This is a genomic window from Nonomuraea wenchangensis, from assembly GCF_900111685.1.
Taxonomy (GTDB): domain Bacteria; phylum Actinomycetota; class Actinomycetes; order Streptosporangiales; family Streptosporangiaceae; genus Nonomuraea; species Nonomuraea wenchangensis.
Map to the genome: position 1 here is coordinate 28536 of NZ_FOHX01000025.1, position 14988 is coordinate 43523.

The following is a 14988-nucleotide window of genomic DNA, read 5'->3' on the forward strand; positions in this document are numbered from 1 at the left end:
CTCACCTTCCCCGCACACACTTGTCGTACAGGTCCAGCAGGCGTCCGTTCGGGTCGTACTCCTGCTTGACCGGCCAGTAGGCGTCGCCGTTGTACAACTGCCAGAACTGCTCAGGGTCGTAGAAGGACGTCGAGTAGAGCGACTTGTGGCCGTCGAGATCGTGCACCGCGTTCTCGATCAGCCGGTTGTAGTAACCGTCGAACTGTCCCCGTGGCAGCGGCACCATACCCCAGAAGCCGAAGTTGACATACAGCCGCCCCGGCTCCAGTGGATAGAGCGGCCATCGGGAGCCGGCCCGGAGCGGGCACATCCACACCGGGGTCATGCCCACCTTGTCGTGGAAGAACTCCAGGAACTCCGCGCCCCGCTCGACGGGCGTCTCGACGTCCTGGATGACCGACTCGTGGACGGGCTGGTCGCGCCAGCGGTCGACGCGGGCGGTCACGCCGTATCTCCGGTCGAGCGCGACCAGGCGGCGGTAGACGTCGGAGCGCATCCATCGGCGCGGCATGAGCGAGCGGACCACGGGCTGCTGCACGCCGAAGGCGCGCGAGCACCAGAACCAGTCGGTGTCCCAGCGCCAGAGGTAGTCGTGGATGGTCAGCCAGTCGCGGTTGCGCTGCCTGATCGACTGGTAGTAGATGCGCATGCCGGTGTAGTCGGAGACGTAGGGCGCGCGCTCGGCGAAGCGGCCGAGGGTGATGTACATCTCGCCGGGGTCGAAGAAGACGCCGTCCACGAAGTCGACCCGCTCGCCGTCGTGGACCATGCTCTCGCAGATCTCCTGCATCGCGAGCATGCACTTGGCGGCGTCGGTGAACCTGACGTGGGTGAGATGCACGTACGGCTGGACCTTGCGGAGCTTGATCCTGATGCGCAGGGCGTAGCCGAGCGTGCCGTAGGAGTTGGGGAAGGAGCGGAACAGCTCGCGGTGCTCGTTGTCCTCGCGCGCGACGATCACCCGCCCGTCGCCGGTGAGGATCTCCAGCTCCTCGACCGACTCGTGGGGCAGGCCGTCCCTGAAGCTGGTCGACTCGATGCCGAGGCCGGTGACCGCGCCGCCGAGCGTGATGGTCTTGAGCTGAGGCACGACGTACGGCATGAGCCCGTGCGGCAGGGTGGCCTCGACCAGGTGCTCGTAGGTGGTCATGCCCTGGACCTCGGCCGTCATGGTCTCGGGGTCCACGCTGATGACCTCGTCGAGGTCGCGTGCCGACAGCTTCGCGGTGCGGGCGGAGTCGCGGAACCTGAAGAGGTTCGACGTCGACTTGGCCAGCCGGGGCGCCGCGCCGCCGGGGATCTCCGCGTACGACTGCCTGATCTGCTCTACTGCCCGTCGGTGTGTCGACATCGTCGTCGTCACCAAAGCACCCCCTTGAGCTGGTAGAGATCGTCCGTCAGCACGGTATCTCCCGCTAGCGGCTCGGACCAGACCGGGGTCGTTAAAGACACGAAAACTGTTTATCGTGCCAGTTGACATCCTCCCCCGCCCGAAGGCGAGGAATTCCAACCTTTCCTACGCCGCCGAGGGGAGGTCGGGTTGAGGTTCGCGGTTCACCGGCCCGCCTGATGGCAGGCCTCCCCGCGCAGTGACCGCATGCCCTGCGGCCGTGTCCCGCATGTTCTTGGCCGCGTTGACGTCGGCGTTGTCCCGATGCCCGCAGGCGACGCAGTCCCGACTGCCCGCAGGCGACGCACAGGAAGAGGGCTTGGCTCTCGCGGCTCTCGCTGGCGACGTGCTTGCAGGCGTTGCAGGTCTGCGACGTGTGACGCGGGTTGATCTTCTGGACGCGGCCGGGGGCCTTTTGCTCCAGCCGTTGCACGAGCCGTCCCCATCCGGCGGCGAGGATGCCCCGGTTGAGCCCGGCCTTCTGGCGCACGTTACGGCCCGGAGCTTCGAGCGTCCCTCTGGCCGTCCGGGTCATGCTACGGATCTTGAGGTCTTCGACGGCGATCACGTCGAACCGGCGGGCCAGGTCCGTGCTGGTCTTCTCCGCCCAGTCCTTGCGCCGGTCGGCCTCGCGGGCTTTCAGCCGGGCGATGGCGGTCTTGACCTTGGCCCGGCGGTTGGAGCCGCGCTTGGCCCGTGCGAGCTTGCGCAGCAGCCGCCCAAGGCGCGCCTTTTCGGTGTCGCGCAGGCCGCGGACGGTCAGCAGCTCGCCGGTGGACAGGGCGGCGCTGACGGTGACGCCCCGGTCCACGCCGACGACCTGGCCGGTGCCGGGCCCGGTGATCGGCTCCGGAACGGCGGCGAAGGCGAGATGCCAGCGTCCGGCACGGTCCCGGGTGACGCGGTAGGACTTGGCCCCGCCGGGGACGGCGCGGGACCAGCGGAACCGTACCCAGCCGACCTTGGGGATCTTCACCTCGCCGACGTTGCGCGACAGGCGGCGCACGTCGCCCGTCTTGACCGCGACGATGCGGAAGCCTTCGGTCTGGCCGCGTTTGCGCCAGGTCGGCCGCCGGTGGGTGCCGCCGAAGAAGTTCGCCATGGCCTGGGCGAAGTCCTTGAGCGCCTGCTGCTGCACGACGACCGAACCGGCGGCCAGCCACGGGCTCGCAGCGCGGGCTTCGGTGAGCTGGCGGCACTGCTCGGCGAATCCCGGCGCGCTCTTGCGGCCCGGTTTCCAGTGCGCGTGCTGCTCGACGGCGAGGTTCCACACGTACCGAGCGTGCGCGCAGTGCTCCGCCAGCGCCGCCTCCTGGGCGGGTGCGGGCTGGAGCCGGAAGCGTGACACAGAGTCACGTTACCATCACAGAAATGGCATGCGGCGGCTATTCTGCCGAGATGAGACAGATCACGCTGCGGCTTCCCGACGATCTCCACGCACGGCTGAAGGAGCTGGCTGAGCAGGAGCACCGATCCTTGCACGCGCAGGTGCTGCACATTGTGGAACAGGCTGTCCCGGCTACGCCGGGCCATCCCCCAGCGGGACCACGCCCATTCCTACCCCGCCTGAAGGCCATGGCATCCTGGCGGTCTCCGGTGAATCGGTTATCGGGTAGTCGTACCGAAAGACTTCCTGCGGACCGTAGGCGGCAGGCCGTTCACCACGCCGGTCAGTTCGCGGCCTTCGACGGCGGCGAGGAGGTTGTCCACGACGGCGGTCAGCAGCCGGCCGCTCGCCTCGGGCGTGACGCCCGCGACATGCGGGCTGAGCAGCACGTTCGGCAGCTCGCGCAGGGGGTCGCCGGGCGGCGGCGGCTCGGTCTCGAAGACGTCCAGCGCGGCTCCGGCCAGGTGGCCCGAGCGTAGCGCCCGCACCAGCGCCGCCTGGTCGACGACCTCGCCGCGGGCGGCGTTGACGAGCAGCGCGCCGGGCTTCATCAGGGCCGGGTCGATGAGGCGCGTGGTCTCCTCCGACAGCGCGATGACGACCACCACGACGTCGCTGCCCGCCAGGAGCGCGCCGAGATCCTGGTAGGCGGGGTCCTCGCGAGGGGTGCGGGTCCAGAAGCGCACCTCGCAGCCGAGCGCGCGGAACAACTCGGCGCAGGCCACGCCGATGGGGCCGTGGCCGACGACACCGACGGTCCGGCCGCGCAGCTCGTACGGCCGCAGGCTCTGCTGCGGCCACTCCCCGGCCCGGACCGCGGTGTCGCCCGCGACGAGCCGGCGCGCCAGCGCCAGGGCGGCGGCCAGGCACCATTCGGAGACGGCGACGGCGCTGACGCCCGGCGTGTTCGCCAGCGGCACCCCGGCGGCCGTCAGCGCGCCGAGGTCGTGGCCGTCCACGCCGACCGAGGGCTGCTGGACGAAGGCCAGCCGGGGCGCGGCGGCGACCGCCACGCCGTCGAGGACGAGCGTGCCCGTCCAGTCGCCGAGCACGATCTCGGCGTCCGGCAGCGCCGCCAGCAGCGCGTCACGGTCGCGGGCGGCAGGCACCCGTACGTCCACCCGGTCGCCGAGCGGGGCGAGCAGGTCGCGGACGAACGCCTCGGGAAGCGGCGGCAGGGCGAGCAGGGTCCAGGGGCTCATGCCCCCACCGTAAAGCTGTTGATCACCTGCCGCATCAGCCGCTGGCTGCGCGCCCACTGGCCCTCCGCGACCGTCCAGGACAGGACGTAGGCCGTGTCGCCCACGACCACGGCCCTGCGCAGCTCGCGGTAGCGGGCGCCGGGCGTGATCCAGGGCGCGCCGCCCTCGGCGCCCGCCGTGTAGGTGACCTCCCACTCCAGCGCCTTGACGCCCTGGTGGTCGACCGTGCGGCGGCCCCGGGTGACGACGTCCTCGGCGCTCTGCCGCAGCTCGTCACGGGTGGTGATCATCAGCTCGGAGGGGTCGGTGCTGCTGTAGACGGCCTGCACGCCGAAGTGGGCGCCCCGGTCGCGGCGCGTCCACTCGGTGTACGCCTCCCGCCGCGCCCCCCGCCAGCCGTAGGGCCGCAGGATCGACCAGCCGTCGGGCGAGCGCCAGGCCCGTACGAGCGGCGCCGCCACCCGCGTGACGCTCGGCCTGGGCGTCGGGGTCACGCTGGGCGTGGGCGTGGCCGACTCCGGGACGGGGGTGAGCGGGGCGGTCGCGGCGGCGGGCGCGGCACTGGCGCGCGGCGCCCCCTCGGCGGGCGTGGCGAACCTGAAGTAGCCGAACGTCCCCGCGCCGATCACCACGACGGCGACCGTGGCCGCCGCGAGCAGGGTCCGGCCCCGTCCGCCGCCCCCGCGCCGGGGCTCGTCGGCGTCGTCGTAGGCGGGGCGGGAGGTGGCGGCGAGCTCGGTCAGCAGCCGGTCGGCCTCCTCGGCGCTCAGCCGGTGCTCCGGCTCCTTCTGCAGCAGGCCGCGGAGCACCGGGTGCATGGCGGGCGGGATGCGCCGGTAGTCGGGCTCCTCGTTGAGCAGCGCGTTGAGCGTGGCCATGGCCTCGCCCCGCTCGAACGGCGAGCGGCCCACCAGGCAGGCGTACAGCGTCGCGCCGAGCGACCACAGGTCGGAGGCCGGCCCCGCCGCGTCGGCGCGCACCCGTTCGGGGGCGAGGAAGCTGGGGGAGCCGGTGACCATGCCGGTGCGGGTGAGCGAGGCGTCGCCCTCGACCGTGGCGATGCCGAAGTCGGTGAGCACCGCCCGGCCGTCCTCGGTCATGAGGATGTTGCTCGGTTTGACGTCCCGGTGCAGGATGCCGGCCTCGTGCGCGGCGCGCAGCGCCGACAGCACCTGGCGGCCGACGTCGGCGGCCTCACGGATCGGCAGCGCGCCGGTGCCGAGCACCACCTGCTCGATCGTGGGGCAGCTCAGCAGCTCCATCACGATCCAGGGCCGGCCGCCCTCCTCGACGACGTCGTAGACGGCGACGACGCCGGGATGGTTGAGCTTGGCCGCGGTGCGGGCCTCGCGGACGGTGCGCATGAGCTGACGTTCCCGGTCGCCGGCCGGCAGCCCTTCGGGCAGGACGACTTCCTTGATGGCCACCTGACGGTTGAGGAGCGTGTCCCGGCCTTCCCAGACCACGCCCATCCCCCCGCGGCCCAGCTCGCGCACTAACTCGTAGCGCCTGGCGATGAGCCGGTTGCTATCCGATACCATGTCCGTCCCCTGTAGACCACCACGAACAGTGGGCAAGTTTCCCATACCTGATGGGCGTGCGAGGGAAGCTCGCGAAGCCTGCTTGCACCAGATGACCGAATGTTGTTCTACTGTGGGTATGACTGATGGACGTCGCGGCCCGCTGGCCGGTGTTCGCGTGCTGGAGCTCGCCGGGCTGGCCCCCGGTCCTTTCGCCGGGATGATGCTGGCCGACCACGGGGCCGAGGTGCTGAGGGTGGACCGCGTCAAGGCGGTCTCCGACCGGCCTCGTACCGACGTGATGGACCGCGGCAAGCACTCGATCGGGCTGGATCTGAAGTCGCCCGAGGGGGTGGCCGCGTTCAAGGAGCTGGCGCGGCACGCCGACGTGGTGATCGAGGTGTTCCGGCCGGGCGTGGCCGAGCGGCTCGGCATCGGCCCCGACGACCTGCACGCCGTCAACGAGCGGCTGGTCTACGGCCGGATGACCGGGTGGGGCCAGGACGGCCCGCTGGCCTCCACAGCCGGCCACGACATCGACTACATCGCGATCTCCGGCGTGCTGTCGATGCTCGGCCGCGAGGGCGGCAAGCCCACCCCGCCGATCAACATCCTCGGCGACTTCGCCGGCGGCGGCCTCATGCTCGCCTACGGCGTGCTGCTGGCGCTGCTCGAACGCGAGCGCACCGGCAAGGGCCGGGTGATCGACGCGGCCATGGTGGACGGTGCGGCGGTCCTGTTCGCGATGTTCTACCAGGGCGTGCAGAGCGGCTTCTGGGGGCCGCGCGGCACGAACCTGCTCGACACCGGTGCCCCCCAGTACGACACGTACGAGACCGCCGACGGCGAGTACCTGGCCGTGGGCTCGCTTGAGCCGCAGTTCTGGAAGGCCATGGTCGAGCTCATGGGCCTGACCGACCTGCCCGACCGCGACGACCGGGCGCAGTGGCCGGCGCTGCGGGCCCGGCTCACCGAGGAGTTCAGGAAGCGGACCCGGGCCGAGTGGGAGAAGGTGTTCGACGGCTCGGACGCGTGCGTGTCGCCCGTGCTGTCCATGTCCGAGGCCGCCACCCATCCGCACAACGTCGCCCGCGACTCCTTCACCGAGGTCGGCGGGCTCGTCCAGCCCCGGCCCGCGCCGCGCCTGCTGGGCGTGCCCGAGCAGGACCTCTCCCCCGCCACCCGCCTGACGGACCTGTCCGACTGGGGCCTGTCGCGGGAGGAGGCGGACAGGCTGCGCGGCCAAGGGGTGCTCGGGTGATCGTCGATCTGCTCGACGGCGACCTGTACGCCGGGGACCCCACCCCGGTCTACGCCTGGCTGCGCGAGCACTCCCCCGTCCACCACGACGAGGCCAACGGCCTCTGGGGCGTCTCCCGGCACGCCGACATCGCGGCCGTCGAGCGCGACCCCGGTCTGTGGACGAGCACCGGCGGCTACCGGCCGCAGCTCCCGTCCGAGCCGTCCATGATCGGCTTGGACGACCCCGAGCACGCGGCCCGGCGCCGCCTGGTCTACCGCCGCTTCACCCCGCGCCACGTCCGCGACGCCTACGCCGGCCGGGTGCGCGCGGTCGTCGCCGAGCAACTGGACCGGGCCCTGGAGAAGGGCACGGTGGACGCTGTGGACGAGCTCGCGGCCCCGCTGCCGGCCCGGATGATCGGCTGGCTGCTCGGCTTCCCCGACGAGGAGTGGCCGCGGCTCAAACACTGGTCGGAGACGACGATCGTGGCGGGCGGCGGCCGGCGGTACGTCACCCACGAGGCCGTGGTGGCCGCCGCCGAGTACAGCCACGCCGTCCTGGAGCTGGCCGCCGAGCGCCGCCAACGCCCGCGCGACGACCTGTTGTCGCTGTGGAGCGCGAGCCCCGACTACGACGACGAACGCCTGGCGAACGACGCGCTGCTGCTGCTCGACGGCGGCGCCGAGACCACCAGGACGGTGATCGCCACGGCGATCGACGCGCTGATCCGCCATCCGGACCAGTGGCGGCTGCTGCGCGCGGACCCGGCCCTGATGGAGGGGGCGGTCGAGGAGTTCGTCCGGTGGACCACGCCCGTGCTCAACATGTGCCGGTCGGCCACCCGCGACACCGTCCTGCGCGGTACGCCGATCCCGCGAGGGGCGCAGGTGCTCCTCATGTACGGCTCCGCCAACCGCGACCCGGACATCTTCGATGACCCGGACGCCTTCGACGTGACCAGGAAGCCCGGCGGGCACCTCGCCTTCGGTCTCGGCACGCACTTCTGCCTGGGCGCGGCGCTGGCCCGGCTGGAGCTGCGGATCTTCTTCGAGGAGTGGGTGGCGCGGGTGCGGGAGGCGGCGTGGGCCGACGAGCGCGGCCCGCGCATCCTGCCGAACGCCTTCGTCAGGGGCGTGACGTCGTTCCCGATCTCGCTGCGCCCCTGGTGAGAGCGGCCTGGATCGCGAGGTAGCGGCCTGGATCGTGAGGTAGCGGCCTAGATCGCGAGGTAGAGGTCGACGCCGTCGCGGTGGTGCACCTCGACGTCCGTCGTGAACGCGCGCGGCGGGACGCCGCCGGACTCGGTGTGCTTCCACACCCCCTGCCACGCCTCGATCAGCGCCTGCGGAAGCTGCCCCCGGGCCTCGACCAGCAGCGCCGGCCCGGCCGGCACGCGTACGGCCACCATGCCCTCCGGCAGCCGCGGCGCGGTGCGCACCCCGACGCCGACGATCTGGGTGTAGGCCCCGTGGTGGTCGCTCTCGTAGTCGGTCAGCACCGCGTAGAGATTCTCGTCGATCCGCCCCGGCACGTGCGCGAACACGCCCGGCGCGCCCGCGCGCTGCCACAGGGCGGGCAGTCTGGCGCGTGCCGGGTCCATCTCGTCGGCGTTGCTGGTGCGTACGACCCAGCCGACCACAGTCAGCTCGGCTCGTTCGGTGACGTTCACGAGTCCCCTCCCCCCGCAAATGTATCCGGGCCGATCATAAGGCCCCCGCGAACGGGCAAACTCCAGGTGGAGCACTTACGACATAAGATGGATGAACGTGAAATTTCTTAATGATGTCCAGCCTCGGCACGATCTGACCTACAGCGACGTGTTCATGGTGCCGTCGCGTTCCGCCGTCGGATCGCGGCTCGCGGTCGACCTTTCCACCGGCGACGGCACGGGCACGACCATCCCACTCGTCGTGGCGAACATGACCGCGGTCGCCGGCCGCCGCATGGCCGAGACCGTGGCCAGACGCGGCGGCATCACCGTCATCCCGCAGGACATCCCCCTGGACGTCGTGACGAACGTCGTCGAATGGGTGAAGGGCCGCGACCTCGTCCACGACACGCCGCTCACGCTCACCTCGCACGAGACCGTCGGCGAGGCGCTGCAACTGCTGCCCAAGCGGGCGCACGGCGCGGTCATCGTCGTGGACTGGGACAACCGGCCGGTCGGCGTCGTCACCGAGGCCGACTGCCAGGGCGTGGACATGTTCACGCAGCTCTCCAACGTCATGTCCAGCGAGCTGCTGACGCTGCCGGCCGGGCTCGACCCCCGGGAGGCGTTCGACCGGCTGCACGACGGCAGGCACCGCCTCGCGCCCATCGTGGACGGCGACGGCCGCCTGGTCGGCATCCTCACCCGTACCGGCGCCCTGCGCGCCACCCTCTACCAGCCCGCCGTGGACGACCGGGGACGGCTGCGCGTCGCCGCCGCCGTCGGCGTCAACGGCGACGTGGCCGCCAGGGCGAAGGAGCTGCTGGAGGCCGGCATCGACTGCCTGGTCGTGGACACCGCGCACGGCCACCAGGAGAAGATGATCTCGGCCCTGCGGGCCGTGCGCGCCCTCGACCCCGGGGTGCCCGTCGCGGCGGGGAACGTCGTGACCGCCGGCGGCGTACGCGACCTCGTCGAGGCCGGGGCCGACATCCTCAAGGTCGGCGTGGGGCCCGGCGCGATGTGCACCACGCGGATGATGACCGGCGTGGGGCGGCCCCAGTTCTCCGCCGTGCTGGAGTGCGCCGCCGAGGCCCGCCGCCTCGGCCGGCACGTGTGGGCGGACGGCGGCGTGCGCCACCCGCGCGACGTGGCGCTCGCCCTCGCCGCCGGGGCGTCCAACGTGATGATCGGGTCGTGGTTCGCGGGGACGTACGAATCGCCCGGCGACACCCACGTGGACGCCGACGGGCGCAGGTACAAGGAGAACTTCGGCATGGCCTCGGCGCGGGCCGTGCGGCTGCGGACCGCCGAGGACTCGGCGTTCGAGCGGGCCAGGAAGGCGCTGTTCGAGGAGGGCATCTCCACGTCCAGGATGTACCTGGACCCGAAGCGGCCCAGCGTGGAGGACCAGATCGACGCGATCGTGGCCGGGCTGCGGTCGGCCTGCACGTACGCCGGGGCCTCGACGCTGGAGGAGTTCCACGAGCGGGCCGTGGTGGGCCTGCAGAGCTCGTCCGGGTACGCGGAGGGCATGCCCCTGCACACGAGCTGGTGAGCGCGCGTGGGCCGGTGAGCGTAGGGGTCAGGTGCGGCGCCAGCCGCCGGCCGCGTGGATGCCGCCGTCCACGTGCACGGTCGTGCCCGTGACGAACCTGGCCAGGTCGCCGGCCAGGAACACGGCCGCCCCCGCCGCCTCCACAGGCTCGCCGAGCCGGCCGAGGGGCGGGAGGCGTACCGGCTCATAGGGCAGGGAGCCGTCGGCCAGCATGCGCTCGCGCACGCCCTCCTCGCCCTCCGTGGGCAGGGCGTCGGGCGCGATGGCGTTGACCCGGACGCCGCGCGGCGCCAGCTCCAGCGCCAGCGACCTGGTCAGGCTCTCCACGGCCGCCTTCATGGCCGCGTACACGGCGAAGCCCGGCGCCGCCTGGTGCGCCTCGCTCGACGTCACGTTGATGATCGACGAGCCCGGCCGCATCAGCGGCAGCAGCCTGCGGATCATGGCGGTGAGCTGGGTGAAGTTCTCCTCGATCAGCGTACGCTCGCCGCGCGGCGACAGGCTCTCGAACGGGGCGTGGAAGGTGCCGCCCGCGTTGTTGACCAGCACGTCCACCCGCCCCCAGCGCTCGCCCACCGCGCGGGCGAACACCTCCGCCGCCACCGGGTCGCGAACGTCGAGCGTCATGGCCGGCTCCCCGAAGGGCGGCTTGTCGCGGTCGCAGACGGCCACGTGCGCGCCGAAGGCGGCGAAGGTCTCGGCGACGGCGAGCCCGATCCCGCGGGCTCCCCCGGTGACGACGGCCACGCGGCCGGTGAGCAGGATCGCGTCGGGACTCAGAGCGGCCACGAACGAAGACGATATCCCGAGCGCATAGAGTCGTCAGGTCCGAATCACAACGTCAAGTCGCCGACAGGAGCACTTTCGTGGCACTCGAGAAGCCCGAGATCGACTTCCCCGAGGGCAACCCGCCCAAGGACCTTGAGATCGTCGACCTGGTCGAGGGCGACGGCCCCGAGGCCAAGCCCGGCCACCACGTCCGCGTCCACTACGTCGGCGTGGCCTTCTCCACCGGGGAGGAGTTCGACGCGTCCTGGAACCGGGGGGACGCCTTCGAGTTCCCCCTCGGCGGCGGGCGCGTCATCGCGGGCTGGGACCAGGGCGTCGCAGGCATGAAGGTCGGCGGACGGCGCAAGCTGGTCATCCCGCCGCACCTCGGCTACGGCAGCCGCGGCGCCGGCGCCGCCATCAAGCCGAACGAGACCCTCATCTTCGTCGTCGACCTGCTCGGCGTCAGGTAGGGCCCGCACGCCCACCGGCCGCCCGCGTGACGGCCGGCCGGTGGGCGCCGGTAGGGAATGTCGGCGGCGTGAGGCACGATAGGCGTGTGCTTCTGATCGACGTGGTCCGAGTTTCCGAGGCGGTGACGCGCACGTCCGCCAGGTTGGGCAAGATCGCACATCTGGCGGAGCTGCTGGGCCGGGTCGGCCCGGACGAGGCGGAGATCGCCATCTCCTACCTGTCGGGCGAGCTGCCCCAGCGCCAGGTCGGCGTCGGCTGGCGCACCCTGGAGGAGATCCCGCAGCCCAAGCTCGTCGCCACCGCCACCCTGACCACGGTCGACGCGCTGCTGACCCGGATCAAGGCCGTGTCCGGCCCCGGCTCCCAGGCGGCCCGCAGGGCGCTGGTGAGCGAGCTGTTCGCCGGGCTGACCAGTCAGGAGCAGCAGTTCGTGCGCCGCCTGCTCAACGGCGAGCTGCGGCAGGGCGCGCTCGACGGCGTCATGATCGAGGCGGTGGCCAAGGCGTCCGGCGCCCCGTCCGCCGACGTCCGGCGGGCGCTGACGTTGCGCGGCTGGCTGCCCGCCGTCGGCGCGGCGGCGCTGAGTGGCGGGGTGGAGGCGCTGCACGCCTTCCGCCTGGAGGTCGGGCGGCCGGTCTCCCCCATGCTGGCCGGCAGCGCGCCCAACGTCGCCGCCGCCCTCGATAAGGCGGGCGCGCCCGCTGCGCTGGAGTGGAAGCTGGACGGCATCCGGGTGCAGGCCCACAGGTCCGGCGAGGAGGTCAGGGTCTTCACCCGCACACTCGACGACATCACCGCACAGGTGCCCGAGCTGGTCGAGGCCGTGCTGAAGACGCCGTCGGACGACCTCGTGCTGGACGGCGAGGTGCTCGCGCTGCGTCCCGACGGCCGACCGCACCCGTTCCAGGTGACCGCCGCGCGGGTCTCCAGCAAGCTCAAGGTCGAGCAGTTGCGCGAGCAGACGCCGCTCAGCGTCTTCTTCTTCGACGCGCTGCGCGCCGACGGCGACGACCTCCTCGACCTCCCCTACGCCGAGCGCCAGGAGGCGCTGGCCAGGGTCGTGCCGCGGACCCTGCTGACGCCGCGCCTGGTGACGGGCGACGTGGCGGAGGCCGAGCAGTTCTTCATCGACGTGGTCAAGGCCGGGCACGAGGGCCTGGTGGTGAAGGCGCTGGCGTCGCCGTACGCGGCCGGGCGGCGCGGAGCGGGCTGGATCAAGGTCAAGCCGCGTCACACGCTCGACCTGGTGGTGCTGGCCGCCGAGTGGGGCCACGGCCGGCGCGAGGGCAAGCTGTCCAACCTGCACCTGGGGGCGCGCGACCCGGAGGGCGGGTTCGTGATGCTCGGCAAGACGTTCAAGGGCCTGACGGACGAGCTGCTGGCCTGGCAGACCGAGCGGTTCCTGGAGCTGGCCGAGGGGCCGACGGACGACTGGACCGTGCGGCTGCGTCCTGAGCTGGTGGTGGAGATCGCCTTCGACGGGGTGCAGCGCTCGCCGCGCTATCCGGGCGGGATGGCGCTGCGGTTCGCGCGGGTGCTGCGTTACCGGCCGGACAAGCGGGTGGAGGACGCCGACACCGTGGACACCGTCCGCTCTCTCATGATCTGACCGCTTCCACCGGACTCCCTGACTCGCTCCCCCGCGCCGGCGACGGCAGCCCTCCAGGCACCCCGGCCCAACTTTTCGGGTGGACGGCGGACCTCATCGGCCAGAGAGCGTCCCCGCGAGCGCGGAGGGGTGCCATGGGGGCGACGCGGCGTCCACGAAAGAGCCGCCCCGGCATCAACGCCCCTCCTGACTCCCGCACCCCGGGGTTTCTGGCTCCCGTAACGAAGGGGCCGAGCTCTTCGACGATCTCTTTCTCGCCTTCCGCTTTTCCCGCACGCCCGCGACCCCGGCCGCCGGAGTTTCGCAGCATCACCCCTTAACCCTTGAGGCGCAGCGCACCCATTTGCCCTGATCAAACCCCTCTTTTGCGATCAAGCCGCCCCCAACGTCATTTCCGCTGGAATTGATCGATCAATCGCACAAAGCTGACCTTTAGTGCGATCTTGATATCGAAGTGAGATATGTCACTAGATTAGGGATTAACTTGTCTTTACTGGCTGTTTGTCCCGTATGTTCGTCCTCACCGCGCGGCATCCCCCGCCGCGCCGACGGAAACGGCCGCCGTACGCCCCCACCCCCGCCGGACCGGCCTTTCCCTTCCCTACCCTAGCCAGGACCGTGGTTTACCTTGGGCCAGCATTCCCACAAGCCGTTCCTCACCGGCAGGCGCCGCTGGACCGCCGTCGCAGCGGGTGCCGCCGTCATCGCCACCGCCTCGGCCTCCGCTTACGCGGCGCTGGCCGACGACGAACCCGCCAAGCGCACCGCGACCGCCGCCAAGCCCCTCGCCGAGACCGGCGCAGGCGCGGCGAGGACCACGAACGAGGCGGGCCGCCAGTCGAACCCGAAGCCTCTCTCCCCGGCCCCGAGGCCACCGGCCGCCGCCAACCCGAACCCCGCCTCCCCCCGAACCCCCACCCCGCAGAGCACGACCCCGCAGGACGCGGAGGCAGTGGGCGCCTCACCGTCGGCGACGGCGCCGAGCGCGTCCAGCGGCAAGCCGTCACAGCCCCCCAAGCCGACACAGCCCGCCACCCCCAAGCCGGCCAAGTCCGTCGCCAAGAAGCCCAAGGCGAAGGTCCTCTCCTCCGGCTCCTGCGGCGCCTCGTACTACGACGAGCCCCAGATGACCGCCAGCGGCGAGCGATTCAACCCGTCCGCCATGACGGCCGCCCATAAGACCCTCCCCCTGGGCAGCAAGGTCCGGGTGATCAACCCGAACAACGGCAAATCGGTCACCGTCCGCATCAACGACCGTGGCCCGTACATCGGCGGTCGCTGCCTCGACCTGTCCGCCGCCGCCTTCTCCGCCATCGGCAACACGAACGCCGGCGTGATGCACGTGAAGTACCAGGTCCTGGCCCGCTGACCCCGCCCTCCGCACCCCCCTGTACGTGCGAACCCCCCGAGGACAGCCTGCGAAGCAGCACGCCGCCGGCGGGGCACCTACGACCGCCCCGCCCTCAACCGGTACGGGCAAGCACCCGGACCGGCGCGTGAGCTACGGCGGCGTGGGTCTGGGAAGCTTCGGCTATTTGACCAGGCGGACCGTCAGCGGGTAGCGGTAGTCGCCATCGGTCAGGGAGTTGACGCCGGCGACGATCGCGAGGACGAACGCCGCCACCCAGATCACGGGCACCAGCACCACGCCGATGACCGTGAGCGGGAGCAGGATCGACGCCCCGACCACCGTCAGCCCGAAGTTGAGCGCCTCCACGGCGTGCCGCCGGATGTACGGCGACGTCTTGCCCGCGGCGAGCAGCAGGATCAGCGGGCCGACGATCGGGAAGCCCAGGGCCAGGAGCAGATGACCGGCCGCGGCGCCGAGGCGTTCGTTGCCCTCCACGGACCCAGCCGGCCGCCCCGGGTAGGTGGGGGCAGGTCGCGGAGCGAGCCGGGGCACCGCCTGCGTGCCGTACAGCTCGGTCATGATGGGCATCAGGTCGCCGTGGGTGCGTGCCGTCATCGCCCGCTCAAGCCGGTCGTCGAACTCGAGCTTGTCGAACCGGCCCTCCGCGTACGCCGCTTTGACGTGCTCGACCACATGCTCTCGGTCCTGGTTGGTGACGCGCAGGTGAGCTGGCGGCACCTGTCCCGGCCCGGGGGTTGTCGGTACCCCAGCCATAGTCGCCATGCCTCTCCTTCAGTGATCGGTGATGTCTTCCATACTGCTTGGCCGAACGGGCAAC

Annotated in this window: 13 protein-coding genes and 1 pseudogene; 7 read left to right on the plus strand and 7 right to left on the minus strand. The window is 71.7% G+C overall.

The window, feature by feature from the left end; all coding sequences use genetic code 11:
- Window position 1: 1 nt before the first annotated feature.
- Window positions 2-1351 carry an FAD-binding oxidoreductase gene (locus BMW85_RS44400; RefSeq protein ID WP_091093635.1) on the minus strand — a complete coding sequence of 450 codons (1350 nt, stop codon included), beginning with the start codon at window positions 1349-1351 and terminating at the stop codon, window positions 2-4.
- Window positions 1352-1442: 91 nt separating this feature from the next.
- Complete coding sequence (locus BMW85_RS44405; protein WP_218156211.1) at window positions 1443-2738, minus strand: RNA-guided endonuclease InsQ/TnpB family protein; 1296 nt, start codon at window positions 2736-2738, stop codon at window positions 1443-1445.
- 50 nt (window positions 2739-2788) lie between these two features.
- Between BMW85_RS44405 and BMW85_RS52730 the strand changes: the two are divergent.
- Window positions 2789-2893, plus strand: a pseudogene (locus tag BMW85_RS52730) (FitA-like ribbon-helix-helix domain-containing protein); the annotation flags it as partial.
- Between the two features lie 102 nt (window positions 2894-2995).
- Here BMW85_RS52730 and BMW85_RS44415 read toward each other — a convergent pair.
- Together BMW85_RS44415 and BMW85_RS50100 are read right to left on the minus strand one after the other, a co-directional pair.
- The gene (locus tag BMW85_RS44415) at window positions 2996-3979 is read right to left on the minus strand and encodes an NAD(P)-dependent oxidoreductase (RefSeq protein ID WP_091093638.1); all 984 of its coding nucleotides are present in this window, start codon (window positions 3977-3979) and stop codon (window positions 2996-2998) included.
- On the minus strand, window positions 3976-5520 hold the full coding sequence (locus BMW85_RS50100) for a serine/threonine-protein kinase (RefSeq protein WP_177241201.1): 1545 nt from the start codon (window positions 5518-5520) through the stop codon (window positions 3976-3978). Before BMW85_RS50100 ends, BMW85_RS44415 begins: the two co-directional genes overlap by 4 nt.
- A 118-nt stretch (window positions 5521-5638) precedes the next feature.
- On the opposite strand from BMW85_RS50100, the gene BMW85_RS44425 reads away from it, so the two are divergent.
- Window positions 5639-6760 carry a CaiB/BaiF CoA transferase family protein gene (locus BMW85_RS44425; protein ID WP_091093639.1) on the plus strand — a complete coding sequence of 374 codons (1122 nt, stop codon included), beginning with the start codon at window positions 5639-5641 and terminating at the stop codon, window positions 6758-6760.
- Window positions 6757-7911 carry a cytochrome P450 gene (locus BMW85_RS44430; RefSeq protein WP_091093642.1) on the plus strand — a complete coding sequence of 385 codons (1155 nt, stop codon included), beginning with the start codon at window positions 6757-6759 and terminating at the stop codon, window positions 7909-7911. Before BMW85_RS44425 ends, BMW85_RS44430 begins: the two co-directional genes overlap by 4 nt.
- Before the next feature lie 47 nt (window positions 7912-7958).
- Here the strand turns inward: BMW85_RS44430 and BMW85_RS44435 are convergent, their stop codons facing one another.
- A complete protein-coding gene (locus tag BMW85_RS44435) occupies window positions 7959-8411 on the minus strand; it encodes a GyrI-like domain-containing protein (protein WP_091093644.1) in 453 nt (150 codons plus the stop codon).
- 97 nt (window positions 8412-8508) lie between these two features.
- Here BMW85_RS44435 and BMW85_RS44440 point away from each other — a divergent pair, with 97 nt between their 5' ends.
- Window positions 8509-9948: a GuaB1 family IMP dehydrogenase-related protein gene (locus BMW85_RS44440; RefSeq protein WP_091093764.1), complete on the plus strand. Its 1440-nt coding sequence runs from the start codon at window positions 8509-8511 to the stop codon at window positions 9946-9948.
- Between the two features lie 27 nt (window positions 9949-9975).
- On the opposite strand, the gene BMW85_RS44445 is transcribed toward BMW85_RS44440, so the two are convergent.
- Complete coding sequence (locus tag BMW85_RS44445; RefSeq protein WP_091093646.1) at window positions 9976-10737, minus strand: SDR family NAD(P)-dependent oxidoreductase; 762 nt, start codon at window positions 10735-10737, stop codon at window positions 9976-9978.
- A gap of 77 nt (window positions 10738-10814) precedes the next feature.
- On the opposite strand from BMW85_RS44445, the gene BMW85_RS44450 reads away from it, so the two are divergent.
- From BMW85_RS44450 to BMW85_RS52240, 3 genes are all read left to right on the plus strand, one after another.
- A complete protein-coding gene (locus BMW85_RS44450; protein WP_091093647.1) occupies window positions 10815-11189 on the plus strand; it encodes an FKBP-type peptidyl-prolyl cis-trans isomerase in 375 nt (124 codons plus the stop codon).
- Between the two features lie 86 nt (window positions 11190-11275).
- Window positions 11276-12799, plus strand: coding sequence for an ATP-dependent DNA ligase (locus BMW85_RS44455; protein ID WP_091093649.1), 1524 nt, complete (start codon window positions 11276-11278; stop codon window positions 12797-12799).
- Window positions 12800-13427: 628 nt separating this feature from the next.
- Complete coding sequence (locus BMW85_RS52240) at window positions 13428-14168, plus strand: septal ring lytic transglycosylase RlpA family protein (RefSeq protein ID WP_281249698.1); 741 nt, start codon at window positions 13428-13430, stop codon at window positions 14166-14168.
- Between the two features lie 162 nt (window positions 14169-14330).
- Here BMW85_RS52240 and BMW85_RS44465 read toward each other — a convergent pair whose 3' ends face one another.
- Complete coding sequence (locus BMW85_RS44465; protein ID WP_245775446.1) at window positions 14331-14924, minus strand: DUF1707 and DUF4870 domain-containing protein; 594 nt, start codon at window positions 14922-14924, stop codon at window positions 14331-14333.
- Between the last annotated feature and the right edge of the window lie 64 nt (window positions 14925-14988).